Origin of the sequence: Halobacteriovorax sp. DPLXC-1 (assembly GCF_036903125.1) — a bacterium.
GTDB lineage: Bacteria > Bdellovibrionota > Bacteriovoracia > Bacteriovoracales > Bacteriovoracaceae > Halobacteriovorax_A > Halobacteriovorax_A vibrionivorans.
In genome coordinates, this window is the sequence record NZ_JAYMCO010000003.1 from 284,972 (window position 1) to 310,490 (window position 25,519).

At 37.1% G+C, this 25,519-nt stretch carries 26 protein-coding genes; 13 read left to right on the forward strand and 13 right to left on the reverse strand.

Annotated elements, in window-relative coordinates; translation table 11 throughout:
• Window positions 1-72: 72 nt before the first annotated feature.
• From mreC to VCM44_RS11360, 6 genes are all read left to right on the forward strand, one after another.
• On the forward strand, window positions 73-963 hold the full coding sequence (mreC, locus tag VCM44_RS11335; protein ID WP_115361788.1) for a rod shape-determining protein MreC: 891 nt from the start codon (window positions 73-75) through the stop codon (window positions 961-963).
• Entirely contained in the window at window positions 960-1,490 is a 531-nt protein-coding gene (locus VCM44_RS11340) for a hypothetical protein (RefSeq protein WP_115361785.1), read from the forward strand. The genes mreC and VCM44_RS11340 overlap by 4 nt, the downstream gene beginning before the upstream one ends.
• Window positions 1,490-3,508, forward strand: coding sequence for a penicillin-binding protein 2 (gene mrdA, locus VCM44_RS11345; protein WP_334678831.1), 2,019 nt, complete (start codon window positions 1,490-1,492; stop codon window positions 3,506-3,508). Before VCM44_RS11340 ends, mrdA begins: the two co-directional genes overlap by 1 nt.
• Window positions 3,509-3,510: 2 nt before the next feature.
• Entirely contained in the window at window positions 3,511-4,623 is a 1,113-nt protein-coding gene (rodA, locus tag VCM44_RS11350; RefSeq protein ID WP_115361782.1) for a rod shape-determining protein RodA, read from the forward strand.
• A gap of 64 nt (window positions 4,624-4,687) precedes the next feature.
• Entirely contained in the window at window positions 4,688-4,981 is a 294-nt protein-coding gene (locus tag VCM44_RS11355) for a hypothetical protein (protein ID WP_115361780.1), read from the forward strand.
• A 78-nt stretch (window positions 4,982-5,059) separates the two neighbouring features.
• Complete coding sequence (locus tag VCM44_RS11360; RefSeq protein WP_115361778.1) at window positions 5,060-5,545, forward strand: MarR family winged helix-turn-helix transcriptional regulator; 486 nt, start codon at window positions 5,060-5,062, stop codon at window positions 5,543-5,545.
• Between the two features lie 6 nt (window positions 5,546-5,551).
• Here the strand turns inward: VCM44_RS11360 and VCM44_RS11365 are convergent, their stop codons facing one another.
• From VCM44_RS11365 to VCM44_RS11395, 7 genes are all read right to left on the reverse strand, one after another.
• Complete coding sequence (locus VCM44_RS11365) at window positions 5,552-6,058, reverse strand: rhodanese-like domain-containing protein (RefSeq protein WP_115361776.1); 507 nt, start codon at window positions 6,056-6,058, stop codon at window positions 5,552-5,554.
• 67 nt (window positions 6,059-6,125) lie between these two features.
• Window positions 6,126-7,031, reverse strand: a complete 906-nt coding sequence (locus tag VCM44_RS11370) for a DUF350 domain-containing protein (RefSeq protein ID WP_115361774.1) — start codon at window positions 7,029-7,031, stop codon at window positions 6,126-6,128.
• The gene (locus VCM44_RS11375; RefSeq protein ID WP_334678832.1) at window positions 7,024-7,698 is read right to left on the reverse strand and encodes a hypothetical protein; all 675 of its coding nucleotides are present in this window, start codon (window positions 7,696-7,698) and stop codon (window positions 7,024-7,026) included. Before VCM44_RS11375 ends, VCM44_RS11370 begins: the two co-directional genes overlap by 8 nt.
• 50 nt (window positions 7,699-7,748) lie before the next feature.
• Entirely contained in the window at window positions 7,749-9,059 is a 1,311-nt protein-coding gene (locus VCM44_RS11380) for an HD domain-containing protein (protein WP_115361770.1), read from the reverse strand.
• 18 nt (window positions 9,060-9,077) lie between these two features.
• Complete coding sequence (locus VCM44_RS11385; protein WP_158536864.1) at window positions 9,078-9,320, reverse strand: glutaredoxin family protein; 243 nt, start codon at window positions 9,318-9,320, stop codon at window positions 9,078-9,080.
• A 68-nt stretch (window positions 9,321-9,388) separates the two neighbouring features.
• On the reverse strand, window positions 9,389-10,354 hold the full coding sequence (locus VCM44_RS11390; protein WP_334678833.1) for a histone protein: 966 nt from the start codon (window positions 10,352-10,354) through the stop codon (window positions 9,389-9,391).
• A 124-nt stretch (window positions 10,355-10,478) separates the two neighbouring features.
• Window positions 10,479-13,211 carry a Tad domain-containing protein gene (locus tag VCM44_RS11395; protein ID WP_115361764.1) on the reverse strand — a complete coding sequence of 911 codons (2,733 nt, stop codon included), beginning with the start codon at window positions 13,209-13,211 and terminating at the stop codon, window positions 10,479-10,481.
• A gap of 385 nt (window positions 13,212-13,596) precedes the next feature.
• On the opposite strand from VCM44_RS11395, the gene VCM44_RS11400 reads away from it, so the two are divergent.
• The 3 genes from VCM44_RS11400 (at window position 13,597) to VCM44_RS11410 (ending at window position 15,488) form a co-directional block, all read left to right on the forward strand.
• On the forward strand, window positions 13,597-14,022 hold the full coding sequence (locus tag VCM44_RS11400) for a hypothetical protein (protein ID WP_334678834.1): 426 nt from the start codon (window positions 13,597-13,599) through the stop codon (window positions 14,020-14,022).
• A gap of 210 nt (window positions 14,023-14,232) precedes the next feature.
• Window positions 14,233-14,703, forward strand: a complete 471-nt coding sequence (locus VCM44_RS11405; RefSeq protein WP_115361760.1) for a single-stranded DNA-binding protein — start codon at window positions 14,233-14,235, stop codon at window positions 14,701-14,703.
• Window positions 14,704-14,795: 92 nt separating this feature from the next.
• Window positions 14,796-15,488: an ankyrin repeat domain-containing protein gene (locus VCM44_RS11410; protein WP_334678835.1), complete on the forward strand. Its 693-nt coding sequence runs from the start codon at window positions 14,796-14,798 to the stop codon at window positions 15,486-15,488.
• A 49-nt stretch (window positions 15,489-15,537) separates the two neighbouring features.
• On the opposite strand, the gene secG is transcribed toward VCM44_RS11410, so the two are convergent.
• Window positions 15,538-15,882 carry a preprotein translocase subunit SecG gene (gene secG / locus VCM44_RS11415; RefSeq protein WP_115361756.1) on the reverse strand — a complete coding sequence of 115 codons (345 nt, stop codon included), beginning with the start codon at window positions 15,880-15,882 and terminating at the stop codon, window positions 15,538-15,540.
• A 130-nt stretch (window positions 15,883-16,012) separates the two neighbouring features.
• On the reverse strand, window positions 16,013-17,452 hold the full coding sequence (locus VCM44_RS11420; RefSeq protein WP_334678836.1) for a phospholipase D-like domain-containing protein: 1,440 nt from the start codon (window positions 17,450-17,452) through the stop codon (window positions 16,013-16,015).
• Between the two features lie 161 nt (window positions 17,453-17,613).
• On the opposite strand from VCM44_RS11420, the gene VCM44_RS11425 reads away from it, so the two are divergent.
• A complete protein-coding gene (locus tag VCM44_RS11425; protein WP_115361752.1) occupies window positions 17,614-18,501 on the forward strand; it encodes an endonuclease/exonuclease/phosphatase family protein in 888 nt (295 codons plus the stop codon).
• Between the two features lie 90 nt (window positions 18,502-18,591).
• Window positions 18,592-19,698: a hypothetical protein gene (locus VCM44_RS11430; RefSeq protein WP_334678837.1), complete on the forward strand. Its 1,107-nt coding sequence runs from the start codon at window positions 18,592-18,594 to the stop codon at window positions 19,696-19,698.
• A 12-nt stretch (window positions 19,699-19,710) separates the two neighbouring features.
• Here VCM44_RS11430 and tpiA read toward each other — a convergent pair whose 3' ends face one another.
• Genes tpiA through gap form a run of 3 tightly spaced genes read right to left on the reverse strand, consistent with a single transcriptional unit; the run spans window position 19,711 to window position 22,692 of the window.
• Window positions 19,711-20,436 (reverse strand): triose-phosphate isomerase, encoded by a 726-nt coding sequence (tpiA, locus tag VCM44_RS11435; protein ID WP_120404195.1) that lies wholly within the window; start codon window positions 20,434-20,436, stop codon window positions 19,711-19,713.
• A gap of 24 nt (window positions 20,437-20,460) precedes the next feature.
• Entirely contained in the window at window positions 20,461-21,657 is a 1,197-nt protein-coding gene (locus VCM44_RS11440; RefSeq protein WP_120404196.1) for a phosphoglycerate kinase, read from the reverse strand.
• Window positions 21,658-21,672: 15 nt separating this feature from the next.
• Complete coding sequence (gap, locus tag VCM44_RS11445; protein WP_115361743.1) at window positions 21,673-22,692, reverse strand: type I glyceraldehyde-3-phosphate dehydrogenase; 1,020 nt, start codon at window positions 22,690-22,692, stop codon at window positions 21,673-21,675.
• A gap of 151 nt (window positions 22,693-22,843) precedes the next feature.
• Here gap and VCM44_RS11450 point away from each other — a divergent pair, with 151 nt between their 5' ends.
• Both VCM44_RS11450 and VCM44_RS11455 read left to right on the forward strand, forming a co-directional pair.
• Window positions 22,844-23,752, forward strand: a complete 909-nt coding sequence (locus VCM44_RS11450; RefSeq protein ID WP_115361741.1) for a hypothetical protein — start codon at window positions 22,844-22,846, stop codon at window positions 23,750-23,752.
• Window positions 23,753-23,800: 48 nt separating this feature from the next.
• Complete coding sequence (locus tag VCM44_RS11455; RefSeq protein ID WP_334678838.1) at window positions 23,801-24,727, forward strand: S1 family peptidase; 927 nt, start codon at window positions 23,801-23,803, stop codon at window positions 24,725-24,727.
• Here the strand turns inward: VCM44_RS11455 and VCM44_RS11460 are convergent.
• A complete protein-coding gene (locus VCM44_RS11460; RefSeq protein ID WP_334678839.1) occupies window positions 24,707-25,519 on the reverse strand; it encodes a TatD family hydrolase in 813 nt (270 codons plus the stop codon). The genes VCM44_RS11455 and VCM44_RS11460 overlap by 21 nt on opposite strands.

Here is a 25,519-nt window from a genome sequence, read left to right on the forward strand (position 1 = left end):
AAAGATTATTGGCAGTTTAAATAATCCTGTGTACGATTTTAATATAAAAAAAATTAGCAACTTAGGATTAGAATGAAGCTGATCGCATCGGAAGGATCTCGAACCAAATTAATCATTAATCTCGTTGTCTTATCACTTGCATTTTACGGCGTGTCAAAACGTAAGGCCCCTTATAAAGAAGCCTCTATTTTCGAGAATGTAATGATGGATACACTAGCACCTCTTCAAAGAGGGATTTCCAACGCATATGGAAATGTCGCGTCTTTTTTTGAAGATTATATGCTCAATGTTAATGCGTCGAAAGAAAATGTTGCACTGAAAGAAAAAATCGGTGCCTTGAAGCAAGAGGTTTTTGCACTAAAGCAATTAGAGCAAGAAAATCGACGTTTAAGAGATATCTTAAATTTTGGAGAAAAGATAAAACATGAAATGATCTCTGCTCAGGTTGTGGCCTGGGACTCGTCGAGTGACTTTCGTGTAATTCGTATTAATAAAGGTGTTGAAGATGGTATTAAACTTCAGTCAACAGTTGTTACCTCTGAAGGTGTTGTTGGTTATGTATACCGTCTAACAGATCATTTCGCTGATATTTTAACGATCCTTGATCCAAGTAATCGCGTTGATGTTATTGTAAATCGCACAAGGTCTTATGGAATACTTGAAGGTTATTCTGGCTGGAGAACAGTGATGAAGTATGTCGTTCGTACTGATCCTGTTCGCCTAAATGATCTTGTTATTACTTCTGGTCTTGGAAATATTTATCCAAAAGGTATTCCTGTTGGAAGAATTACAAAAATTGAACGTGAAAGTTATGGGATTACTCAGCACCTTGAAGTAACTCCTGCGGTTGATTTTTCAAAGCTTGAAGAAGTTGCAGTTCTTGTAACGACGAAAGATCAAGAAAGAAAGAGAGTGGAGTGGCAAGCTCTAGAGAATAACGCTGAACAAGGAGATGACAAATGATTAAGTCATCAGATATCCCAATTCGTTTATTAATTACGGTATTAATCCTTATTGTCTTAGAGGTTTTGGCAAGTGCCTTTCTTCCTTTATTTGGACTTAATAAGTACATGATTCCATTTAATATCTTAATTGTTCTCTATGTTGGGTTTAAATTAGAAACTCCATACTTAGCTCTTATAATTCTCTCTCTTCAATTAGTTCATTCACTCTTCTCAATTGAAGGTTGGGAGTATGGGACTATTGCAGGTGTTCTTATTTGTATCGTCATTGCATATTTAAGAGATCTACTTCATTTTACAAGTAGCTTCATTACGATGCTGACAACATTTATATTTCAAATTCTTTGGTTCTTAATCAGTTCATCACTACTGTATTTAAAGTTTGATAGTTTTGATTATATTGTTCAGAAGTTTTGGCGTTTTATTCCAGAGAGTATAATTTTGTCTTTATTGGCACCAGTTTTCTTCTCTTTACTTGATAAGGTATGGAAGACGAAAGGTGAAGGCCTTATGGGAAGTAATGTTTAATGTTTGCTGAAGAAGAAGTAGTTCGCTCCCATAAGACACGAGCGGATATTCTATTTACATTAATTACTTTAGCTTTTGCGATTATCTTAATTCGCCTTTGGTATTTACAGATATATCAAGGGGACCTGTTGTATCAATATTCGATTCAAAACCGCTTAAGAAAAGAGACAGTCAAAGCACCAAGGGGGATGATTTTTTCTCGTAATAATCAACTTCTTGTTGATAACGTTCCTCGTTTTGACCTCGTTATTATTCCTCAATATTTAACGAATAAGAAAGAGACTATAAAGAAGCTTTCAAAAATTCTTGAGATGGATGAGAAAGATATTTATAAAACGTTAAAGAAGTATCGTGGCCAAGCAAGATACCGTCCCGTAAGAATTAAAAAGAATATTTCAAATAAAGAAGTGGCCATTGTCGAAACTGAAAATGAAAAGCTTCCAGGTGTGCAGGTCGAAACATTTATTTCACGTGAATATCGAGATAAAGAAGTTGGCTCACACTTACTTGGCTATATTGGTGAGATCTCTCAAAACCAATTACCAAGGTATCGTAAAAGAGATAATATTGATTACAAGCTAGGTGACTTTATCGGACAAGCCGGAATTGAAGAACGTTTTGATCGCTATTTACGTGGTGAAGACGGATACCAAATTATGGAAGTCGATGCCAGAGGACGTATGCGTCGCTCAATTGGTACGAGTAATCTTTTGGCCGGTATTCAAAATAAGAAAGCTAGACCAGGAAATAATTTAAGATTAACAATCGATCGTGATATGCAAATTACTGCCTACAAGGCCCTTGAGGAAAAGGTTGGTGGGGTTGTAGCAGTAGACGTTAGAAATGGTGAAGTTTTAACAATGGTATCACGTCCTTCTTTTGACCCAGGACAATTTTCTAAAGGATTAACATCAGAGTATTGGAACTCGCTAATTAATAATCCTGATCGTCCTCTAAGAGATCGTACAATTCAGGATCACTACGCTCCAGGTTCAACTTTTAAAACTTTTACAGGAATTGCTGCTCTCGAAGAGGGAATTATAAAAGCAAAAGATGAAATAATGTGTGGCCCTCGCTTCAGGTTAGGACGTCGTACTTATAATGATTGGAAGCGATCTGGACACGGGATTACAAATCTGTATAAGTCATTACGTCGCTCTGTTGATGTTTACTATTATAAGATCGCTGTTGAACTGGATATTGATATCCTTGCAAAGTATGCTCGTATGTTCGGACTTGGTGAAAAGACAGGAATTGCTCTACCTCGCGAAACAACTGGCCTTATTCCAACTAGAGAATGGAAGGAGAAACGTTTTGGTGAGAAGTGGCAAGACGGTGAAACCGTAAGTTGTGTAATCGGTCAATCATATGTTCTTGCAACACCTCTACAATTGGCCGTCTCTTATGCTGCCATTGCAAATGGTGGGAAAGTATTTAAACCGCAAATTGTTAGAGAAGTTTTTAATAATAAAGGTGACATTATTAAAAGTTATAAAGAAGAGCTCATTCAAACGGCCGACATTAGTGAGCAAACTTTTGTCGACATCAGACAAGGCCTATACGAAGTTGCCAATCACCCAAAAGGAACAGGTTGGTGGGTACGTGGTACAGGTATAAAAATGGCCGGAAAGTCTGGTACTTCTCAAGTTATTTCAATGACGACATCAGAGCTATTTTCTAAGTGTAGTGAAAAGCCATATAACCAAAGACACCACGGTCTATTTGTGGCCTTTGCACCATATGAGAATCCAAGAGTTGCAGTTGCTGCTGTTGTTGAACACGGATGTTCCGGTTCAGGTGCAGCGGGCCCAATTGTTCGAGATGTTCTTACGACTTATATGAAAAAGTATATGCCAGATCTTCATCAAATTTATGCAAAAGAAGATCGTGCCATTATGAAGAAATACTTTGCAGAAAGAAGACGTAAGAGAGAAGAAGCTCAACGATTAAAAGAAGAGAAAGAAAAGAAAGAAGAACAAGCTTCAGAGTCTGAAGAAAATGGACGCGAAGAGGATTAATAATGGATTTATCTAATATCAAAGAATTTTTTAAAAGATATGACTTCTCATTTTTTCTTTTGAGTTTTGTAATCTTTTTCTTTGGAATTCTAAACCTCTATTCTGCAACTCATGCTTCGGCCAGTACAGCTCATGCAAACTTATTTAAGGTTCAATTAGGTTGGTATGCACTTTCAATTGTTGTTGCCTTTGTTATTAGCTTTATTAATCCACAAAACCTATATCGTTTCGCTTGGCCGATCTATTTATTTAATATTCTCTTATTAGTCTTAGTACTAGTTCTCGGTCATAAGGGAATGGGGGCAAGAAGATGGCTATTAATAGGGCCTATTAGAATTCAGCCTTCAGAATTTATGAAGATTTCAGTGATCTTTATTTTGGCCCGTTATTTTAGAAATTACGCTCCTGATATTGAACTTGGATTAAAGGATCTTATTAAACCTGCAATCCTTGCCATTATTCCGACAATTCTAATTGTTGTGGAGCCAGACCTTGGAACAGGACTTCTTGTTCTTCTTATATTTGCAACAATGGTTTTCTTTAGAAAACTCAAATGGAAAACACTTCTTATCTTGGGACTTGTTGGAGTTCTTAGTGGGGGAGTGATGTATCAATTTGGATTAAAAGAGTACCAGCGAAATCGTATTAGAACTTTCTTAAATCCTACGGCCGATGCTAAGGGGACAGGTTACAATGCGATCCAATCAAAAATTGCTATTGGTTCAGGAAAAATATTTGGTAAAGGTTTAAGAAAATCCTCTCAGGCTTCACTTAATTATCTTCCTGAAAACCATACTGACTTCGTTTTCTCAATCTATAATGAAGAACATGGCTTCTTTGGAGCGATACTTCTGATTGGTTTATACCTCTTTCTCTTTTTTCGATTTGTCTGGCTCTCCGTAAATGTCAGCAGGATCTTTGAATCCGTCACCATAATTGGAATTATGAGTATTTTCTTTTGGCACACCTTTATCAATATGGGGATGGTTATGGGATTACTACCGGTTGTAGGTTTACCGCTTCCTCTTATGTCATATGGTGGGTCTTCATTATTGACCTTTGGAATATGTATCGGTGTAGCGACTTCAATTTCCAATACGAGAAGGTTTTTCTAAGATCAGCTTCGATTTGGCATTAATCCTGCAACTATATTGAAGAAAGCAGCAATATGGAGCAAAAATGGCAAAGAAGTTGATCAAATTATTTACAGTTGTCTCATTACTTAGCATTTTATCGGGTTCTGTTATGGCCAATTCATTCGGTCATAATGAAGAATTTGAATTATTTGATCGATTGAAAACTGATATGTGGCAGATGGGCCTTGACTTTGAATATGTCCAAACGGCCGATCTTAACTCACCAACCCATGGAATGATGCAAGATGGTGAAATTCAGCAAGAAGTTGCTCAGCAAATGTCTGCTGTAAAATCAGTACCTTATGATCTTATCCATGCCTTTGAAAGATCGTTCTAAAAACGTATTTAAATTTAGTACTAATATTTGACTATGGAGAAATGATCTCGCTACAATATTGCTGTAGCGAGGTATGAAATGAAAAACGTTTCAGCAATTGGTAGTCTCCTTAAGAGAATCTATCGCATTTATAGTAATCATATTTTATCTTATCTTCAGGATAAGGGTTTTACTGATCTAAGACCTAGTTTCCTCGAGATTCTTATTTATACATGTGAAAATGAAGGCCCAACAATTAAAGAGATTGGTGCAGCTTGTGGTTTAAAGAAACAAACAATGACAAGCCATCTCAATGAATTACAAAAACGTGGCTACATTATTCGTAAGTCTTCAGAAGTTGATAAGCGTGAGCAAAGAGTTTATCTGACGGAGTATGGTGAGAAGTTTAAGTTTTCACTTTATGACGTATTAGAGCTAATCGAGAATAATTATTCAAGACGTATTGGTGAAGTTGAACTTGAGCGAATTTTATCGACTCTCGATAATATGCACGACAAGCTTAATAACGTGGAAAGAGATACACTTGAATCTCGTATCCAATTAAATCTTTCTCTCGATTTCTAGACGTATTTAGGCAACTTTCAAAACAACAGAACCCTGATTTGCTGGCCAAAACTTATAGCCACCAGAGATGTTATTAACGTTGAAGAATCCTTTCTTAACTAGCTTTTCACAAGCTTGTATAGACTTAAGGCCGTCTTCACTAATAACGAGAATTGGTGTTGTTTTGTTTGTGATCTCAACATAGCGGTGATCTAATTCTTCGTAAGGAATGTGAATTGCACCTTCTAATTCAATTGGTTTGTCATAACCTTTAGAAGTGATATCAAGAAGAATATAATCCATATCCTTATCTTCATAAATTTCAAGTGCGCGACGAGGTGAGAGATCGTTATATGGAAGTCCCATTAAGATCATATTATCATCAATGAATTCACCATTTTTGACACGAATTAAGTGATTTCTTTGTAATGCAACTGAGAAGTCTAGTTTCTCATCTACCTTTGCAAGGTTACGTTCAATATTAGTAAGCCTTGTATTGATAAAATCTAGCATTTGAAAGTATTTTAAATCCACGAAATCCTCCTCATTCTACCAACCATTTCGGTTAAAAAACCTTAAAGATGAGAGAATGAGGCCGCGGCTAGAAGAGCGGGTAAAAATTTCCGTAATAGATATTCCCAGTGATAACCGTTGTTAAGAAGCATGATGTGAAGAGAATCGCACCCTCATAAATACCATAACCGAGTTCAACATTCAGTTTTTTCTCTTCTGTTTCATCTTTCTTAACCTGAAGGTCATCTTGAATTGAGAAGACCCAAATAAGGCCCTTTCTAATAATTGGAATAATGATAATAGAAAGTAGAATTTTTAAGATTACCTGAATCGTATACCATTTAATATCTTGTAATGAATGGTCTAATGCTGAAGATATGATAATGCATAGACCTAAAATAAAGCCCATATAAGAAATTGCAACCGCCAAGCTTTTTTGAACTAGGAGTCGATTAAACGAGAGCTTGGATATGATCTGGAATGTCTTTGAACAAAAGCCGATGAGAACAATGGCAAATAGCCAGAGAAAAACGGTCATAATAAGAGAACTATTTGAAACCTTAATAACAGTCTTTAGAATATAAGCTAATGAAATAGAATGAGAAAAACAAATGATCGCATAAGCATAGTTCTTACGCCTTAAAACTTCATCTGCGTATTCAAAGTTGTACAAAACAATACTCTCTAAAATATATAGAGAAGCAAGGTAGAGAATGATGACCATAATCGATTCAAGAAATAATTGTCCAAGAGCGAAGTAAACTCCATCAGATACATTAATGACAATATTCGAATAGATAATTCCAATACCGATGATTCGACCAAAGAGATGTATAGTATCTGTTGAATTTTTAGATGGAGCAAATTTCTTAAGAATTTGATGCTTTATTGAAGGATAGAGAATAAGGTGCGCTTGCTTATAAATATAAACAATAAAGCAAATAAGGAGCGCAAATATAACTCGAATAATTAATTTATCATAAAGCTCATTCATTCTTGAGGTCCCATTTAGGTATTTTTGTATATTTCTTTAAAATATCTTTGAAGTCAGTTTCTCTTTTGACATTCTTCTTTAACTTGTAATTTTCTTGAGTCACTTTTCCATCTGTTCCAAACTCATCATTTAGTCCGTAGAAAGGAGTATCAAGTTTTTCTAAAGCTATCATTTTTCGATAGAAGCTGTAAGTTGGTGTAAAGTCTCCCCAGCGAAAGATCATTGGAAAGTTTTTGTATGTTCGATGAAAGCGCCATACTTTTTGACCAGAGCCTGAAGTTCTCCATGTACCATATGCAGGGGAACCAATGTAGATTGAACCAGGAGGTAGGGGAACTGTTGAGATTTCACCGTTTTCAAATCTTCTAAAAAGAGACATCCCAATATTTTTCTTATTCTCAAGATGAAAGTCTCTTGAGATTCTAATATTATATCTTTGAGGTGCTTTAAAGGCGTGAATGATTTGATATTGATGATAATAAGTTTTAATTAGTGCACCAGTAGAGAATTCTTTTTCAAGAATTACTGAAATAGGGGAGCCTTTAAAAATAGAGGCAAAAGCATTTGCATTCGGAATATAGATTGTCTTCTTCTCAGAGGGCGAGAAGCTCTTAGAGATTCCTAAATAGAGCAAAATTAATAGCACATAAAGTGAAAACTTATTCATATCCTCTTATTATAGACGAGGATGAAGAGTTAAGTAAAAACTTTCAAAGATTAATTTGCAGAAATTATTTTATTAATTTCGTCTAAATTAGCTTTGCTTAGCATCCCAAGGTCACAGTGGAGGCGATTAATAGCATGTGACTTTTGAAATTTGTGGAAAAGATCCGTCGCTTCATTGATATCGAAGTATTCTGTACGTCCACCCATTTTTGAATTTCTTACTACTTTCATCGTGTATTCGTTATTATTTGGCTTATCTGCTGCATAATACTTCGATAGACGGCCAGTTGAAGAAGAGCGGATGACTTCAATATTTAAGGATTCTAAGTACTTTTGAACTTCCTCTAATGTCTTTAGTTGTGAACTATTAAAGGATTCAAAAATCTTTTCTGGAGTTTGGTTGTTAACAATGGCCTTCGCGTAAGGATTGTTTGAATGACGAAGAACCTTCATTAGATGGTAATCATCGTGTTCAATATATTTTTCAATATCAGCAGGGATTAAATACTCATATGGTGAAGTTTTAAAATATCTTTGTAGAAGCTTTTCAAGACAAACAGCGCGGTAGTGGAAGTAAACCATAATAAACATATGGTAGCGGCTTAGTAAGAAGTCATCAAATGTGATAACTGCTCTTTCCGAAATACCTAAGCTTGCTTTTCCATCGATAATAGCTGGTTCGAGATTATCAAGTAACCAGTCAAGATCGTAGGAACCGTAGCTAACTCCGCAGAAGTAGCTATCTCTTAAAAGGTAGTCCATTCGGTCACAATCAAGTTCACTTGAAACAAGTTGATGTAGAAGTGGGAAGTAGCTAATACCATTTATTGTGAAATATTCGTGGTCGCTTGTTTCTCCGCGAATTAAGTCTGCTATATACTTTCTTTCAACGCCAAATGTTTTCTCAACTTCTCTTAGGCTATGAGCAAGAGAGCTATCAGCAATGGCCTTGATAGTGTAGTCTTCGTGTGTTGCTTGACGATCACTATTAAGGTCTCTTGCAACAAGGTATTCTTTTGGAATCTTTAGGTCTTTAAGCTTTGGCATCACAACTTCTGTTGAGTGACTTAAAGGTGCGTGTCCAATATCATGTAGAAGACATGCTAGCTTAAAAGTTTCTTTGATTCTTAAATGTTCTTTTGTGAGTTCAACACCTTTGAAAAGACGGTCAAATGACATCTCTCCAACTCTCATTACACCGATTGAGTGAATGAAGCGAGTATGAGTGGCACCTGGAAAAATATATTCAGAAAAGCCAAGTTGTTTAATATTGCGAAGACGTTGAAAAAAGTCTGCACGAATAATTGGTTCTTCTTCTTTTAAAATATGGATTGATCCATGTACCGGGTCTCTAACTTCCATTTGGATTTAACCTCAAGCTTATTTTAGTTTTTCTTTGTTTTGCGTTAACCAGTTGATGATATCTCGCGACTCAAACATTGGTTCTCCATCAATGTATAAGCAAGGAACTGTACGTCGTCCTGTAGTCTTAATATGCCTTTCTAGAGCTGATGTGTCATTCATTATATCGCAATAAGTTAGATTAATATCTAGTTCTTTCACTGCCTGAAGGACAATTTGGCAAAAAGGACATGAGTCGTAATAGTATAGTTCTAGTTTCATAATTTTATCCCAAACAGAAAAAGCGGCCGAAGCCGCTTTTATCATTTTATAATCGATGTAAATAAATCTTAATATAAATCGTCTTTATCTTCATCAGATGTTTCTAGGCCAAGTGCATAGCGCTCATCTTCATCTAGATCATCTGCTGATACTTCCTCTTCTGGAGAGTCAAAAGCATCGTTATAACCCCAACCAAAACTCATATCATCTTTTTCGTCTTGCTCATCATCTGGGTTATATTCTTCTTGAAGATTTGGGCCTGGATCGTTGTAATTTTCAGCCGCTTCAAGAGCAACGCTACCTTCTGCTTCTTCAATCGTTTCAACTTTTGCTTCTTCGGCTTCAGCTAGTTTATCTTCAATTTCATATTCTTTAAGTGAATCTGCTAATTGAGCTTCTAGTTCAGCTTTATGCTCAGCTTTGTATTTAGCAATGGCCTCTTCACGAGAAAGTGCTGCCGCCGCTTCTCTTTCTGCTTTTGTTTGTTTTTTCTTTGGAGAAGCTTTTGTTGCTTTTTTAGCAGTCTTTTTCTTCGTCGTTTTCTTCGTTGCTTTTTTTGCTACTTTTTTCTTAGCCGTTTTTTTCTTTGTTGCTTTCTTTGTCGTTTTTTTGGCAACTTTTTTCTTAGCTGTTTTTTTCTTTGCCGCTTTTTTAGCTACTTTTTTTGCAGTTTTTTTCTTAGTAGCTTTTTTAGCTACTTTCTTTGCAGTTTTTTTCTTAGTAGCTTTTTTGGCTACTTTCTTTGCAGTTTTTTTCTTAGTAGCTTTTTTGGCTACCTTTTTCTTGGCCGTTTTTTTCTTTGTTGCTTTCTTTGTAGTTTTTTTGGCAACTTTTTTCTTGGCCGTTTTTTTCTTCGTTGCTTTCTTTGTAGTTTTTTTGGCAACTTTTTTCTTAGCTGTTTTTTTCTTTGTCGCTTTCTTAGCTACTTTTTTTGCAGTTTTTTTCTTAGTAGCTTTTTTAGCTACTTTCTTTGCAGTTTTTTTCTTTGTAGCTTTTTTGGCTACCTTTTTCTTGGCCGCTTTCTTCTTTGCCATTATTTACCTCGCGATAAAGTTTTAGAATCGACCCTAGTATATAAAAGAAATTTAAATTTTCGCAAGCTATTTTTGTTGACTTTAGGTCAATAGAGGCCATTTTAAGGGCAAATAGGAAATTTTGTTAAAAGAATAAGTCACTACCAAATTCACTAAGCTGTTCTCTTGGCAGTAGATTGTAAATAGTATCTGCTCCTGTCTTGATATCTTCAGGAGTACGCGGTGTTTCACCTTCTGGTGAGAAGCCCCTTTGAGACTCCAAGTAATTTGAAACATTATTCCCATAGCCGACATCTGTGCTAGAAATCGAGTCGAGACTTATTAACTTTGTAGAGTAGGCATTACGTCGCTGGTTACGGTCACGTCCTGATAGGGGATTTGATGAACGGCCATTATTTTCTGAACCATAATCCTTTCCTGGTGAGTATCCAGTTCTCATTAAATTATTATTGAGGAGTGGTGTTGGACCCTGTGCGTTGTTGTTTTGTCTATATGACGTTATATAGAACAAGCTTGAGCTTCCTCGAAAATTGTTTAAGTACTCACCAATTGTTGTTATTAGAGGAGCGGTATTACAATTATCTTCTGATGGTGGCTGGTCTTCACCTAATATAAAATAGCTAAAGCGAGAGGCGATACTTTGTTTTTGGCAATTTCCAAAAGGTCCACCAATTGTTCCAGTTGAGACATCGCTAGGATCGCCATCTGTATCTTCATTGAAGATGGCCTTTGAAGCGGCAACATAGGCATCTGCTTCTTGAGCAGGAGTTTCTCTTACTTTTTGAGCATAGGCTTGTAGTGCCTTACGATAAACAATAACTGAATCCTTTAGGCCTTCAATATAGCTGTAAAGTACTCCCTTTACATTAGACTGGTCTTTAAAGAGAAGGTTTGCGTGAAATAGCGGAGCAAAATATCCTATCGTTTCATTATCACGGTTAAAGTAGCGATGTGTTGAGTAGTGTTCAGCATCATCATCTGTCTCAAGCTCAAGAAGTGTTGGAACCATATAATTTAGAACGTCATAATTGGTAGGAGATCTTACATTCTTATAACTCTCAATTAGATCCTGAGCTGAAACACCGGCCTGCATCCCAGTATAATTAGGTATATTTCTTCTTAGGTCTTCGTATTGTTGTCTTGTGAAAAGCCCTGCTGTTACTGGCGCTGGACTATTGAGATCTGTATTATATGGGAGGTTTTGAAGCCTTCCATCGTTTGTTGTTTCAGAGTTGAGATTATAAATCATATTGGGAAGAGTGAACTTCGTATCGACATTTGAAGGAACACCACCAATTGCAATATCGGAAGAGCTTACATCTAAGAAGAAATCATTTGAAGCGGGAAGTGGTAGCCCCTGAACCTTGGCCCCATCTTCAAGTCTTGGGTCATTTGTAGTACTAAAGCCCATAATATAATCGGTACTACGTGAGCCTCCGCTATTGTCACTTCTTGGAATATTGTAGCTGGACTCAGAATATTCAGAGCCTGGTGCAACTAGTGCTGGCCCTATTCTTCCACCAAAAGGCTTAGCAGCAGCATAAGCGGCCATCTCAATTGGTTTTCCAAATGGGTTTAAAAGACCTGTGTATTGAGCTTTTGCTTTTACTGCATAGTAAGTGACAACACGAGGGTTCTTGTAAAATCCTAGAATATAGCCAGGAACAGGAAAGGCCGTCTTAGTTGAAGCACATGAGGCTTCAGCGGCCGTTCCACTACTATCAGATACACCTAGAGTCGAAAGTGCTTCTGTCGTTGGTGCAAAAGTTGTAAAGAATGTTGAGAAATTCATCACCATTGGGATGAGGTCAAGATATCTCTTGGCCGAAACAACCGTTTCTCCATTCGTATACGATGCATCGTTTGGAATTAAGAAATTCGATAGGGATTGTGGAGAAGGGTTATAAGTATCTGGTGCTAACTCGTAGAGAACAAATGTATTGGCAAAAGCGGTATTATTTTTAAAAACTCCACCGGAGATATTTTTCATGGCGGCCATATATGCTTTTAGTGGCCGATCATTCATTGGAATCCCCATTGATTGATTTTCATTATTAAGTACTTCCGGGTTAAGACAGCCGGGGGCTCCGCCACCACCACAAATACCTTCTGTTACAGGAGGACGGTTAACAATCATTTCAAGATTTCTCATGCGAAGGGCCAGTTCCATCGATTGAATCCATGATCCCGTACGATCTGCTGCTGCTATAGGAATATCGTTTTGTGAAACACCCGCTGCAAAAGCATAATTCTTTGCTGCCGAGAAATTATAAGTTGAACGAACCATACAGTTCTTTGCTTTTAAATCAACAAAGGCACTCATTGTCGCTTCAAATTCTTCACTAACGTCAGGAATACCTGCAACATGAAATCGTGGAAGTCCTGGGATCTGATAAATAGTACAAAGGTTTTCATTATTTTCAGAACCGAAGTGAAGACATATTGATGGAATATTATAATGGTCGCCTTGAATACCACTACTGAATCCTGCTCCCGTCTCGTCAAATCGTTTAAGGGCAAAGTTCATCTGGTTTCCACCAGTAGTTTCATGAGTGTTCTCATTGGCCAGTTGACCGAGAACATAATACTTAAACATCCATTCCTTATAAGTATTTCTCATTTCCCAATTGAGGTAGGCGATATTGCTGAGCTGTCTTGCTTGAGCGGCCGCTCCTGACCATGCAGCAGAGTCAACTGCATTTTGCATATTGATCTTTGCTTTTACGAATAATCCAACATTAACCACAAAGGCTATAAATGAGAAAATTGCTACAAGGGTAACACCAAAGAAGACACTAATCTGTCCCTTCCTATTTTTAATTACTTGTGAATGATGCTTATTTTTTGCTTGTGTCATAATGCCTTAATTTTGCTGGTAACTTAATGCTACCGAAAGTGTCGTTTATGCGTCAATTCATATGAACACTTTCTATTTTCAGTTAGTTGCACTGAGTTATCTTGGCATTGAACTTGTATCTATTAAGGGTACCAAGGATATGGTGCCTGATCCCTGGATGTAGAACGTTGGTACAGGCAAGGCTAACCACCTTACTTTGGCCTTTCGGTCATTCTTTAAGTCCTTATTTCAGGGGCTTATCACTACCAGGCCTAGGCTTTGTTCGCTCATGGATGAATAAGGACAAGGCCTGGTACCTTTTTTACCTGCTTATAAATGCTCGTTTATATTGGTAAAATGGGGGAGTCGAAGTTTTTAACTTTGTCACTGCTTAGGAGGGCGACCATTGAAGACATTGAATTCTTTTAATCCATTAGAGTCGAGAACTTATAAGTTTAAGAAAGCTCATATTGAATTCTTCTGTCCTCTTTGTCGCACTCAAAGAGCGGTCGTTACCAATCCACATCTAGATGCAAAGAACTATCTACAGATTTTCATGCTGACAGTTGTGACAACTGCAATTCTTTATCCATTCATGAGTTTTGCTGGAGTCTTCTCTTTCTTTCTTTATTGGGCAGGATTTGAAGCAACTCTTCGTCTAACTTTTAAAAAAGAAATTCCATGCCCTCATTGTGGATTTGACGCTTCTTGGTATAAGAAAGATGTTCGCATTGCAAAGGCAAAGGTTAAAGAGTTTTGGCAGACAAAAGGTGGCCATGGGGAAATCTCTCCTGACAATGTTGACCAAGCTTTTGAAGACATGACTCAATAATATTTAGAATCTCCAATTTATTCGATATCTCATTTCGGGCTCTTGACGCAGCCGTAAGTAATTTTTTATTTGCATTAGCATTTATGACTTCTCAGATAGGTGAAAGTCGTATTATTCTAGTAATGTATTTTAACTAATACACAACCTTGCGGTTATAGCTGAATTCTAAAGGATTGTTTCGGTTATACGCGAAGAAATTGGAGGAACAAAATGAGTGTAAACAAGGTTATCTTAGTAGGACGTTTAGGACAAGATCCTGAGCTTAAGTACACGCCATCTGGAATGGCAGTTTGTAATTTCTCACTTGCAACAGGTGAGTCTTGGACAGACAAGAATGGACAAAAACAAGAAAGAACTGAATGGCACAGAGTTGTTGTTTGGGGAAAACTAGCTGAATTATGTGGTCAATACCTAGCAAAAGGTCGCCAAGCTTATCTTGAAGGTCAACTTCAAACAAGATCTTGGGAAGACAAAGATGGTAACAAGAGATACACAACTGAGATCAACGCTAGAACTGTACAATTCCTAGGTGGAAACGCAAGTGCAGGTCAAGGCGCTTCAATGGGTCAGCAAAATAATAACAACTCTTTTAACCAAGAGCCAAAGCAGCAAGATGATATGAACCAAGGTTATGATATCTCATCAAATGCTTCATTCACTGCTGATGACATCCCATTTTAGAAAATACTAAACATTTTCAATACTTAAGGCCTCCAATCGGAGGCCTTACTATTTTCTAAAGAAATTCTTAATTATTGGCGATAAGTGAGTTGATGAGTCAGTTAAGAATTTTAACATTACTTACTATTTTAGTGTCTTGCGGAAGTCTTGAGCAGTATGGAGACCTACTGCCTTTAAACAAGGCCGAAAGCAATGAGATGCTTTTATCAGAAACTGAAGAAGCAGAGTATCGCTATCTTGCAGACCTTTATGGGCTTTCCGAAGAAGAGCTCAGAATTAAAGATGATAAGCCAAAGAGAGTTGTTCAAACCGAAAAAGATTGGGACCTTGAGCAAGTTAATCTAAATGAAATTGAAAATACTTCATTTGTAATCAATGATTATGAAGTTACTTTTGTGGAAGATAAGTTTAAGCATGAGCGTCAGCTTGTTGAGGAAGCTAAGGCATCTGAAGCGAGAAAGTCTCGCGGCATCGCTTCGATTCCAGAAGTAAGCGAAGTTCATAAGAAGAGAAGGCCAGCAAGTCTATTTGCCATGGCCAAAAAATCAACACCAGAGTCGATTCGCTATATTGTGAAGAAGAAAGGTCTTGATGTTAATAAGAAAAATGGTCAAGGGGATACACCTCTTCACATTGCTTTAAAGAATAATCGCTTTGAAAATGTAAGAGCACTTCTTCGACTAAAAGCAGATCCAAATATTCCAGATGCTTCAGGTAAGAGCGTTGCTCAATATGCGCAAGAAATGGAATTAAACTCAATTTTAAAATTAATCAATCGCAGATAAAAAAAGCTCCCATCGGGAGCTTTTCTTTTATATGAATTTCTTTATGAAATTATTTTGTAGCTGGAGCTTGCTCAGTCTTTGTTTCTTCTGGAGCTGTCGCTGGTGCTTGAGCATCAGAGTTAAGAGGAGCTGCAACTGGCGCTGCTGAATCAAGAAGTGATTTTGTTTCTCCACCTGATTGAATCTTTGCTAGTAGAATACAATTACCTAGGAATAGGATCGTAAGAACAACAGTAACCTTACTTAAGATATTTCCTTGCTGGCTACCTGTGAAAACGGCTTCTGATGCACCACCTAGAAGTCCTGCCTCAGCACCTTTACCAAACTGAAGTAAAACAGTAACGATAAGAAGGATTGAAATAACACCGTGAAAAATCATTAATCCAGTAACCATAATCTATATTCCTTTAAATATTTTAGACAAATTAACAACAATTTATATCAACTCAACTTGGCCATGACAAGTACTGTCTATGACCAAGTGAGTTATGAAATGATAATTTATTAAAATGAATTAATTTCGACTAGCGAGGGCAACCAGAGAAGACTTGTTTCTCGATATCAAAGAAGTAACAATCTCTTTTACGGTAAGCATCACGGAAGAACATAGGTGCTGCTTGGTAGACAGCGCTACGAACTTCTTCAATTTCTGGCCAAGTCAGTGACACTGGCATTTTTGTATGAAGATAGATACGCCCATTATATGGTTTTGCTACACGGTCCCAAGCTTCTTTTGTTGGCCTATCGTTTTCGTCGCGGTTAAGTCCCCAAAGATTATCAAATTCACCTTTAAAGTCTTCAAAGAGATTTGAGAAAGTTTCTCCAGAGTAAGTGAACATATTGTCATACTGAGAATGCTCAGCAGTTTCAGATATATTATATGATCCACTCATTAATTTTGTCTTAGAGAAATCATCTTCGTTATAATCAAAGATCATATACTTGTGGTGGTTTAAGGCCCAATGCCTTGGAGAAGGAGCGTGAGAATAGTACTTAATTCTTACTGGTGGAACCTTACCTTCGTTACCTTCAAGCTCTAACCAATCATTGACAAAATTTGGAACCATCTCTTTTGAGCTTGTTCCACTTTTATATTCCTGGTTATCAGCGACAATCCTTACATCAACTCCACGCTTTACTGCTTCAATTAGAGCATCTGAAACTTCTTCAATGACAAGGTGGTTTACGTTTACAAGAATATTTTCTTGAGCTTCATTAATAAGCTTCAGCATAGCATCGCGAACAAACCACGTTCTTTTTTTATTAACCTTTCTTGAAGAGACACGGTAATAGCGTCCACTTTTGTAGCTCTTTGTTGTCTTGCTATATTCGCTATATTTAAAGTTCATAGAACTTGAAACAAAGCTAGGATTCTCCTGTGCATCAGGATTATTTGTTAGATCAACTAAATCAAGAGCTGGTTGATTGTCTTCCTTTGCATCTTTATTTGTATAAAGATCTTTTGAAGAGTTCCAAAGGAATTTGAATTCACGATTTAATGTTTTGATAACAAGGCGTCCTTCTGGACTTGTGTCATTATTGAAAATAAAGTTTTCAGAATAACGTGACTTGGCTCCACCTGAAAGATTGGCACTTGAGTTGAAGGCCCATACATCATCAACAATAGAAAACTTCTCATGCATATTTTTAACTGAAACTTTTACACCACAACCAGCATCTTCAATTGCCGTTGCGTAATCAATTACTCTCGACTTTCGTCTAAGGGCCGGATGGAGAACGACTTTTACATCAACACCAGAAAGACAAGCCACTTCTAGGTTTTTTGCAACAGTTGAGTCAGACCAACTATAGACTGTTAGCCAAACCTTACTCTTAGAGTTTTCAATGGCCTGATAAATTTGATTAAAGGCTTCTTCACCTTGATGAGGTGAGAAAAGTGCCCAGAAGCTTGTACCTGCAAAGATATTCGAGGCGAAAAGTGCAAGGATAATTAGCTTTTTCATGTATTCTCCCTAATTGGTTTCAGCTTTGTGTATCCTAGCTAATATAAGTTGAGAAGCACTCGAGAATATTTTTCAATAAATAAAATTACATAGACGTAAAATCAGCTACTTACTGTTAAAATTATTTTGACCATCGGTAATCTCTTATCTACCATTTTTATATGGGAAAACTTAAGAGAGTATGGCCATGGTTGGCCTGTGCGCTTGTTGGTTTAAATATAGCCGCAAGCAGTTTAAAAATCACGACCTTCAATATTCGTTGGTATGGTCTTGGAGGGGAGATTAGTGGTCACCGTGGTGATGAATATCGCGACCCCTTTATTAAAGAGTTTCTCACAACTAAATATATCAATACTGACATTTTTGTTTTTCAAGAAATTATTGATACGGCCCGCTTAGCAGATCTAATGGATGGGCTTGGACATCATTGTGTGACATATAATCACGAGCAATTTAATCATCAACATTTAATGATTTGTTTAAAGAAGACTCTCGATATTGTTCCGGTAAAGGGTGATGATGACTATATTTTTCCTCTTATTGAGAACCGTCCCTTCTTAAGGCCTGCGATTTATGGAAAGGTAATTGATCGCTATTCTAAGAAGCCGCTACTTCACTTAGTTGGCCTTCATTTAAAAGCTGGCCCATACAGTACAAATGTTCGTATGCATCAAGTTGAAACACTTATTAAAAGAATAAAAGAGTTTAAAAATGAAAGTATTCCACTTGTTATAGCAGGTGACTTAAACTCGTATCCAACTTATTCGACAGAGCTTGAAAAATCAGACCTTGAGTTAATTGGAAAGCAGCTCGACTCAATTGGACTTTCAAGAAGAACTAGTGATTACGATTGGACTTATCGTTCAAATACCTCAGGTCATTCATTTGATCACGCCTTTGTTTCAAATCGTTTTAACTCTCGCTATGTTGAAGTCTGGCGCACTTGTGGAAAGAGTATCCCAAATGCAAAGAGGCTAGAGAACCTCTCATGGTATAAGAGATTTATTTCAGATCACTGTCCTGTAAGTTTTCGATTAGACCTGAAATAGAGTAGAAGCTTAAAGGTTAAAAAATATTAACAATTGAAATTAAGTTTTCTTAGGCCTGTGCGTTCATATTTTTGTGATAATTTCTTGGCCATGAAAACTATATTAATTTTGTCACTCTCAGTTTTGACGTTTCTTTCTGCCCAGTTCACATATGCTCAGGAAGCAGTACCAAACGTCGTTTTATTAACTTCACTTGAAACCCCAAGAATTTGGTATCGTCCAAAAGATTGGAAAATCGATGGTAAACTAGAAAAGATTTTCAAAAAGCACTTTAGAAGATCTGGTTACAATATCGTCGTAAAACACGCTGTTGACTTTCATCAATTGCGAAGAGAACTTCACAATCCAAATAATATTGCTGTCTTTTGGGCATCTCATGCTGCTGGTACAAATCAGTACACGACGGGCTCAAATAATACGGGAGCAGTTTTAAGTATTAATGGAAAGGATGTTAAGGAGTTATTTAAATCAGTACATCCAAATTTAAGGTTTCTTGGACTTGTTGGTTGCGATGCAGATGGAATCCTTAGAGAAATTTATCGCCAGGGACATTACCGCTACAATCCAAACCTAATGACTCATTCATTTAAAGAAAAGATTGATGCTCGAAAGGGATTAAGGGAATCTCTAAAAGCTTCTGTTGGCTCTCTTGGCTATGCCAAGAAGCGCTTATTCTTCTTAAAAAAGAAGAAAGCTGATCGTTTGATAAACTCGATTCTATTTCGTAGTGACTTCTATGCTTCAGGAGAATACCTGACGGTTAATAAGTACTTTCGATGCGGTAAAGAAGATGGCTTCTATGTAAGCGGAGTGAGAACCTTAGAGAAGGACTCGGCTCCAGTTGCTATTAGAAACAATGAAAGAATTTTAAAAATTCTTCCAGGGGGAAAAGCTGGTGATCGTCAGGAGTTTAATTTCTATCTTCCATATCACCCAGATATTTCACGTCGTGATTTAAAACTACATGTTGATAGCATGATTCATTATTCAGATGATAAGCAATATTTAGGAGAATTTGATTTTAATTCTGAATGGGGAACTGATTGGCGAGTCTTTGCAAAACCTGATGGAGAAATCTTAGGTATAACAAAGAATCTATACTTACCAAGGGGAACAGTTCCAGGGCATGAAGACTTAGTAACTTATGATGAGCTAAGTTGTAATGATTCAGAAGAAATGAAAGTGAGAGTTTACTAAGCTTTTATCTTACTAAACGTGTAATCCTAAGTAGCTGTCTGCTTTTAAGGCAGCACCACCTACAAGGCCTCCATCAATATCTTTACAAGATAGGAGGTCTTCTACATTTGCTGGCTTAACAGATCCACCGTAGAGAATCGATGTTTTCTCTCCATCAAGAGAGAGGTTTTCATTAATATATTGGCGAATAAATGCATGGGCCTCTTGTGCCTGCTCTGGACTAGCAGTTACACCCGTTCCAATTGCCCAAACTGGCTCATATGCAATAATTATTTTTTCGCTTGAAACTCCAGCTAGACCTTGGGCAAGTTGTGTTGCAAGAACTTCTTCAACTTTTCCAGCTTCTCTTTCCTCTAGTGTTTCACCAATGCAGAAGATAACAAATAGGTCATTTTCAAGAGCTAGCTTTGTTTTCTTATTAAGTGTTTGATCATCTTCTTTGAAAATTGAGCGTCTTTCACTGTGGCCAATAATGACAAACTCTGCACCGATATCTTTTAGTGAAGCAGGTGAGATCTCACCTGTAAAAGCTCCACTATTTTCAGTGGCACAATTTTGAGCACCAATTTTGAAGTCATCTGTATTTTGAAGGCAAATAGGGATGTGGATTGCTTGTGGAGCAATCCATGCTTCGTGACGAAGTTTAGTACTGTCGATGGCATCAAAGAAGGCGATAACGTCTTCTGTATTTTGATTCATCTTCCAGTTTCCTACGATATACTTCGTTCTCTCAGTCATATTTCATCCCTTATTATTTCTTAGTTATTCAACACCAAATTTTAGAGCACTAATTCCTGGAAGGCTACCTTTCTCAATAAACTCAAGAGAAGCTCCGCCACCAGTTGAAACATGGCTCATCTTATCAGCAAGTCCTGACTTATTAACTGCGCTTACAGAATCACCACCGCCAACTAGTGTGTAGGCATCTGATTCACTTAAAGCTTTTGCAATGGAAAGTGTTCCACCAGCATAGTCTTCATTTTCGAAAATACCCATTGGGCCATTCCAAAGAATTGTCTTAGCACCTGAAAGTATTTGTGAATATTTAGCTGAAGTTTGCTCTCCGATATCAAGTCCCATAAGATCGTTTGGAATACCAACTTTATCGATTACTTGTGGCTTCCCACCAAATTCAGTTGATCCTAAATGGTCAATTGGTAGAACGATTTTATGTGCTGTTTTTTGTGACAGAATCTTCTTTGCTAGTCTTACGTCCTCATCTGAACAAAGAGATATACCTACTTCATTTCCTTTTGCTTTTAGGAAAGGGTAGGCCATGGCCCCACCAATAAGAAGGTTTGATACGTTAGAAAGTAGTCTTTCAATAATTTTAATCTTGTCACTAACTTTTGCACCACCAACGACTGCTACAAAAGGAGTCTCTGGTCTTTCTGTGATCTTTGTTAGGGCCTCGATTTCTTTTTTCATAAGAAGTCCTGCATATGCACGATTCTTAAAGAAAGCATTTATTCCATAAGTTGAAGCGTGTTTTCTGTGAGCAGCACCAAAGGCATCATTGACATAGACGTCTGCATATTCAGAAAGTTTACGTGCAAACTCACGGTCATTTTCAGTTTCTTCTTTATGGAAACGTAGGTTCTCAAGAAGAATAATCTTATTTGAATTAAGACTAAGTAGAGTTTTAATTCCGCGATCTAGGCAAGATTCAGTAAGAGTTACTTCTTCTCCGAGCTTATCAGCAAGGTAAGTTGCAACAGGCTCAAGAGAGAATTCTTCATTTCTTTCACCTTTTGGACGGCCTAGGTGAGACATCATAATTAATTTTGAAGCACCTTTTTCTAGGATGACCTTAATTGTTTCAAGAGCATAATCAATTCGAGTTGAATCAGTAATCTCTTTCGTTTCTTTATTCAATGGAACATTGAAGTCAAAACGGACTAGAACTCTTTTGTCTTTTATTTGTGACTCATCAATGCTGTCAATAAATTGTAATGCCATAGTTTTTCCTAATTCTTAAAGTTGGCTTCCGATGAAATTTGCAAGGTCGATAACACGATTAGAGAAACCAGCTTCGTTGTCATACCAAGTAACAACCTTAACGCTCTTTCCATCAATAACTTTCGTTAGTGAAGCATCAACACATGAAGACTCTCTCATTCCCATATAGTCTACTGATACAAGTGGGTCTGTTTCAAAACCTAGGATACCTTTCATTGAAGTTTCACTCGCTTCTTTTAGAGCAGCGTTTACTTCTTCTTCTGTCACTTCTGATTCTAGATTTACTGTTAAATCAACAAGAGAAACATTTGGAGTTGGAACGCGGATTGCGAAACCGTCTAGTTTTCCTTTTAGTTCTGGAATAACAAGACCAACAGCTTTTGCTGCACCTGTTGTTGTTGGAATCATTGAAACAGCTGCTGCACGTGCACGACGAAGGTCAGAGTGTGAAGCATCAAGAATATTTTGATCCCCAGTATATGAGTGAACAGTAGTCATGTGACCATTGATAACACTAAATTTATCGTTAAGAACTTTTGCTACTGGCGATAAGCAATTCGTTGTACAAGAAGCATTTGAAACAACTGTGTGCTTTTCTGGATCGTATGTATTCTCATTGATACCCATTACGATTGTGTTATCAACATCCTTACCTGGACAACATAGGATTACTTTTTTTACAGACCCAGTAACATGTTTCATTAGAGACTTTTGATCCTTAAAAACACCTGTAGCATCAATTACGATATCAACTTTGTCTTGAGTCCAAGGAATCTCACTTGGGTCTCTATATTTGTGAAAAGAAATTTCTTTTCCATTAACATGCATTTTATGTGCTTCATCGACACTTACTTCACCATCAAATCGACCAAAAACTGAGTCGTACTTAATTAAGTGAACGTAGTCGTTGATATCACCTGGAGAATTTACAGCAACGATTTCTAAGTTTTCAATGTTGCGATTAAAAATTTCTCTTAGAACTGTACGACCAATACGGCCCATACCATTGATACCAATTCTGATTTTTCCAGACATACCTGACTCCTGTACTTAATTATTAAAATAAAATTCCCCTGTAATATGCCACAATCAGGAGGGATTGCCTACTGAAAGCACATATTTCTAGGGATATGCGACGTTTTTGCTCACTGCCCAATAAAGTGGTGAGCGCTGTATAATTTTACTAATGCAGACCAATAATCAAAGCACATCAAAACTTATTCACTATAAATCCAAAGCGGATTACGACAAGGGTGTTAAGAACGTCGTCAAAGAAAAGGCCCCTGAGTTAAAAGAGGCCGCTAAGGAAGTGGCAAAGAAAGTAGGTGATATTGCTGAAACTGCTGCTAAGGCATCGATATCTGAGGATGCTGTTGCGTTGGCCTCGGCCGGAAAGAAGCTGGCCGTGGATGCTGTGGCGACGATTGCAAAGTCAGCAGCTGGTGCTCCAGTGAGTAATGGACCTAGTGAGGCCCAAGAACTTAAAGATGCTTTAGATGCAAAATTACCAATAAATAAGCCTGCTATCTATTTCCTAGAAGGGCTTCACCTTTCAACATTGAATTCAAAAGGTGGACTTGAGGATATCGCTAAGTCCTTTTCTGATTCTGAATTTGTTAGTTGGCAAGATGAAGATCAAGTCTTTGAGGAGATTATGAGACGAGGTGATAATGAGCCTATTGTCTTAGTTGGTCACTCACTTGGTGGAGATGCTGTTGTTAATTTAGCAAATCGCCTAAATAGTATTGAAGGTGGATTTCGAAAAGTTGATCTACTCGTGACTCTCGATTCTATAGGCTTTGATAATGATATCATTCCAAATAATGTTGATAAGAATTTAAACTATATCCTTGATCGCTCATTTATTTTTAACGATGGCCCAAATGTCGCGCGTGATCACCAAAAAACTGATGTTGTTAACATTCTTAGGTCAGAAGGCCATACAGAAATTGATGAGGCCAGTGATGTACACCGTGAGATCTATCAGGAAATCACATCGATTCTAGATCAAAATTTCATGAATAAGAGAAAACGGGAACTTATCTCATTATTTCAAGTATTTCGCTCTCCAGATGTGACTAAAGTCACAACATAACTCTTTTAATATCATAGCTTTTTACTCGGCCATATGCTATGAAGTGTCATGCTTATTCGCGTCGTTTTAACATATCTTATTTTTACTGCATCTAGCTTTGCCATTGTTGGTGGAGAGCTAGTTGGTGCAAAAGACTATGAAAGTGTAGTGGCCCTCGTTAGAAGAGGAAAAGCATTCTGTACTGGAGTAGCACTTTCTCAAAATCATATCCTTACAGCAGCTCATTGTTTAGAGAGTAAAAAGGCCCATACGATTAAGGTGTATACAGGAGCCGGTAAAGATTTATCTAATACAAGAGATTATAAATTAAATGCACAATACTCAGTTAAAAAAGCGTTTATCCATCCTTCTGTAAAATTTCAATTTCCAGGTGGCCCAATTGAAAACCTAGCAGATGTGCGAACTGTAGACCTTGCTATCTTAGAACTTTGGAACCCTCTTAGAATTCCTCGCTACTACTCGTTGCTTACAAATCCAGTGGATGTTTATAATTATCTTCGTCCTGGAAATTTAACAACAGCTGTTGGTTATGGATACACTGGAGAGTTGGGATTTCTTCCTTATGAAGAAATACATGATGATGTTAGCTACGGACAAAAGAGAAAGGCGCAAATTCCAGTATACGGAACTTCATTTAATTATTTAGATATGAGAAATAAAGAAACGGATACTTGCTATGTTGATAGTGGGGGACCAATCTTTGTTGATGTAAACGGTAAAAGAAAGATTGCTGCCATCGTATCGGCTTCTCTCGGCTTTTGTGCTGAAGGAAAGTATGCCACCTTATATGCATTAACTTATCATGCCGCATGTTGGATAAATGATGTAGCCGGTGTTGAGGATGAGTTTACTAATTCTTTATGTGACAGAGAGTATCGTATCGAAAGTAAGTGCTTCCATTTAAAAGATGAGGATGAAATTCTTCGTTGTGCAAATGGAATTTCAAATGATTTCTTAAGTCAATTTATAGAATAGTTCTTTGGCATTCTTATTTGCAATTTCAATTAATTCTTGAGCATCTATGTCTTTGTGTTTTGCAATGTAGTCAGCAACACAAGGTAAGTAGAATGGAGCATTCTCTCGTCCTCTAAATGGGACAGGAGTTAAATAAGGAGAGTCTGTTTCAAGAAGAAGTTTCTCTAGTGGAACAATATCTAATACATCTCTAACATTCTGAGCGTTCTTAAAAGTTACAATACCATTAAATCCAATGTTAAAACCTTCTGAGAGACAAAACTCAGCTAATTCTTTACTCGACGTAAAGGAGTGAATCACGCCCTTTCTTTTCAATGTTTGAGAAAAGTTTTTTAAAATGGCCTTTGTGTCTTCATCTGCTTCGCGAGTATGAATAACAACTGGCATGTCACTATCAACAGCAATTTGTAATTGTTTTTCAAATGCTTCTTTTTGAATTTTGGGATCTGAGAATTCGTAGTAGTAATCAAGTCCAATTTCACCAACTGCAACGATTTTCTCATGGGAGATATTTGCTTTTATTTCTTCGTATGTATCAGGTGTAATCTCTTTAGCCTCGTGTGGGTGGATCCCTTGAGTTCCAAAGACAATATTATTCTCTGTTAATTCTCTGACCTTACTTAAGTTGCTAGGAGAAACAGCAATCGTCACAATTTGGTCAACACCATATTCTTGGCACTTTTCTAATGTATCAATTAACTCTTGGCCTTTAAGGTAGTCGAGATGACAGTGGGTCTCAATTGGACCCACTGTATATTTAGGAATAATTTTTTCTTTTTTCTTTTTACTCAT

Excerpts from the sequence above, each read along its gene's own strand:
- VCM44_RS11375 (WP_334678832.1), bottom strand. The coding sequence starts at position 7,698 with ATGAATAAGTTTTCACTTTATGTGCTATTAATTTTGCTCTATTTAGGA.
- VCM44_RS11440 (WP_120404196.1), bottom strand. The coding sequence starts at position 21,657 with ATGGCATTACAATTTATTGACAGCATTGATGAGTCACAAATAAAAGAC.
- VCM44_RS11385 (WP_158536864.1), bottom strand. The coding sequence starts at position 9,320 with ATGAAACTAGAACTATACTATTACGACTCATGTCCTTTTTGCCAAATT.
- VCM44_RS11410 (WP_334678835.1), top strand. The coding sequence starts at position 14,796 with ATGAGTCAGTTAAGAATTTTAACATTACTTACTATTTTAGTGTCTTGC.
- VCM44_RS11450 (WP_115361741.1), top strand. The coding sequence starts at position 22,844 with ATGCAGACCAATAATCAAAGCACATCAAAACTTATTCACTATAAATCC.
- VCM44_RS11380 (WP_115361770.1), bottom strand. The coding sequence starts at position 9,059 with ATGGAAGTTAGAGACCCGGTACATGGATCAATCCATATTTTAAAAGAA.
- VCM44_RS11420 (WP_334678836.1), bottom strand. The coding sequence starts at position 17,452 with ATGAAAAAGCTAATTATCCTTGCACTTTTCGCCTCGAATATCTTTGCA.
- VCM44_RS11460 (WP_334678839.1), bottom strand. The coding sequence starts at position 25,519 with ATGAGTAAAAAGAAAAAAGAAAAAATTATTCCTAAATATACAGTGGGT.
- VCM44_RS11395 (WP_115361764.1), bottom strand. The coding sequence starts at position 13,211 with ATGACACAAGCAAAAAATAAGCATCATTCACAAGTAATTAAAAATAGG.
- VCM44_RS11355 (WP_115361780.1), top strand. The coding sequence starts at position 4,688 with ATGGCAAAGAAGTTGATCAAATTATTTACAGTTGTCTCATTACTTAGC.
- VCM44_RS11455 (WP_334678838.1), top strand. The coding sequence starts at position 23,801 with ATGCTTATTCGCGTCGTTTTAACATATCTTATTTTTACTGCATCTAGC.
- mrdA (WP_334678831.1), top strand. The coding sequence starts at position 1,490 with ATGTTTGCTGAAGAAGAAGTAGTTCGCTCCCATAAGACACGAGCGGAT.
- mreC (WP_115361788.1), top strand. The coding sequence starts at position 73 with ATGAAGCTGATCGCATCGGAAGGATCTCGAACCAAATTAATCATTAAT.
- rodA (WP_115361782.1), top strand. The coding sequence starts at position 3,511 with ATGGATTTATCTAATATCAAAGAATTTTTTAAAAGATATGACTTCTCA.
- VCM44_RS11390 (WP_334678833.1), bottom strand. The coding sequence starts at position 10,354 with ATGGCAAAGAAGAAAGCGGCCAAGAAAAAGGTAGCCAAAAAAGCTACA.
- VCM44_RS11430 (WP_334678837.1), top strand. The coding sequence starts at position 18,592 with ATGAAAACTATATTAATTTTGTCACTCTCAGTTTTGACGTTTCTTTCT.
- VCM44_RS11405 (WP_115361760.1), top strand. The coding sequence starts at position 14,233 with ATGAGTGTAAACAAGGTTATCTTAGTAGGACGTTTAGGACAAGATCCT.
- secG (WP_115361756.1), bottom strand. The coding sequence starts at position 15,882 with ATGGTTACTGGATTAATGATTTTTCACGGTGTTATTTCAATCCTTCTT.
- VCM44_RS11370 (WP_115361774.1), bottom strand. The coding sequence starts at position 7,031 with ATGAATGAGCTTTATGATAAATTAATTATTCGAGTTATATTTGCGCTC.
- tpiA (WP_120404195.1), bottom strand. The coding sequence starts at position 20,436 with ATGACTGAGAGAACGAAGTATATCGTAGGAAACTGGAAGATGAATCAA.
- gap (WP_115361743.1), bottom strand. The coding sequence starts at position 22,692 with ATGTCTGGAAAAATCAGAATTGGTATCAATGGTATGGGCCGTATTGGT.
- VCM44_RS11425 (WP_115361752.1), top strand. The coding sequence starts at position 17,614 with ATGGGAAAACTTAAGAGAGTATGGCCATGGTTGGCCTGTGCGCTTGTT.
- VCM44_RS11340 (WP_115361785.1), top strand. The coding sequence starts at position 960 with ATGATTAAGTCATCAGATATCCCAATTCGTTTATTAATTACGGTATTA.
- VCM44_RS11360 (WP_115361778.1), top strand. The coding sequence starts at position 5,060 with ATGAAAAACGTTTCAGCAATTGGTAGTCTCCTTAAGAGAATCTATCGC.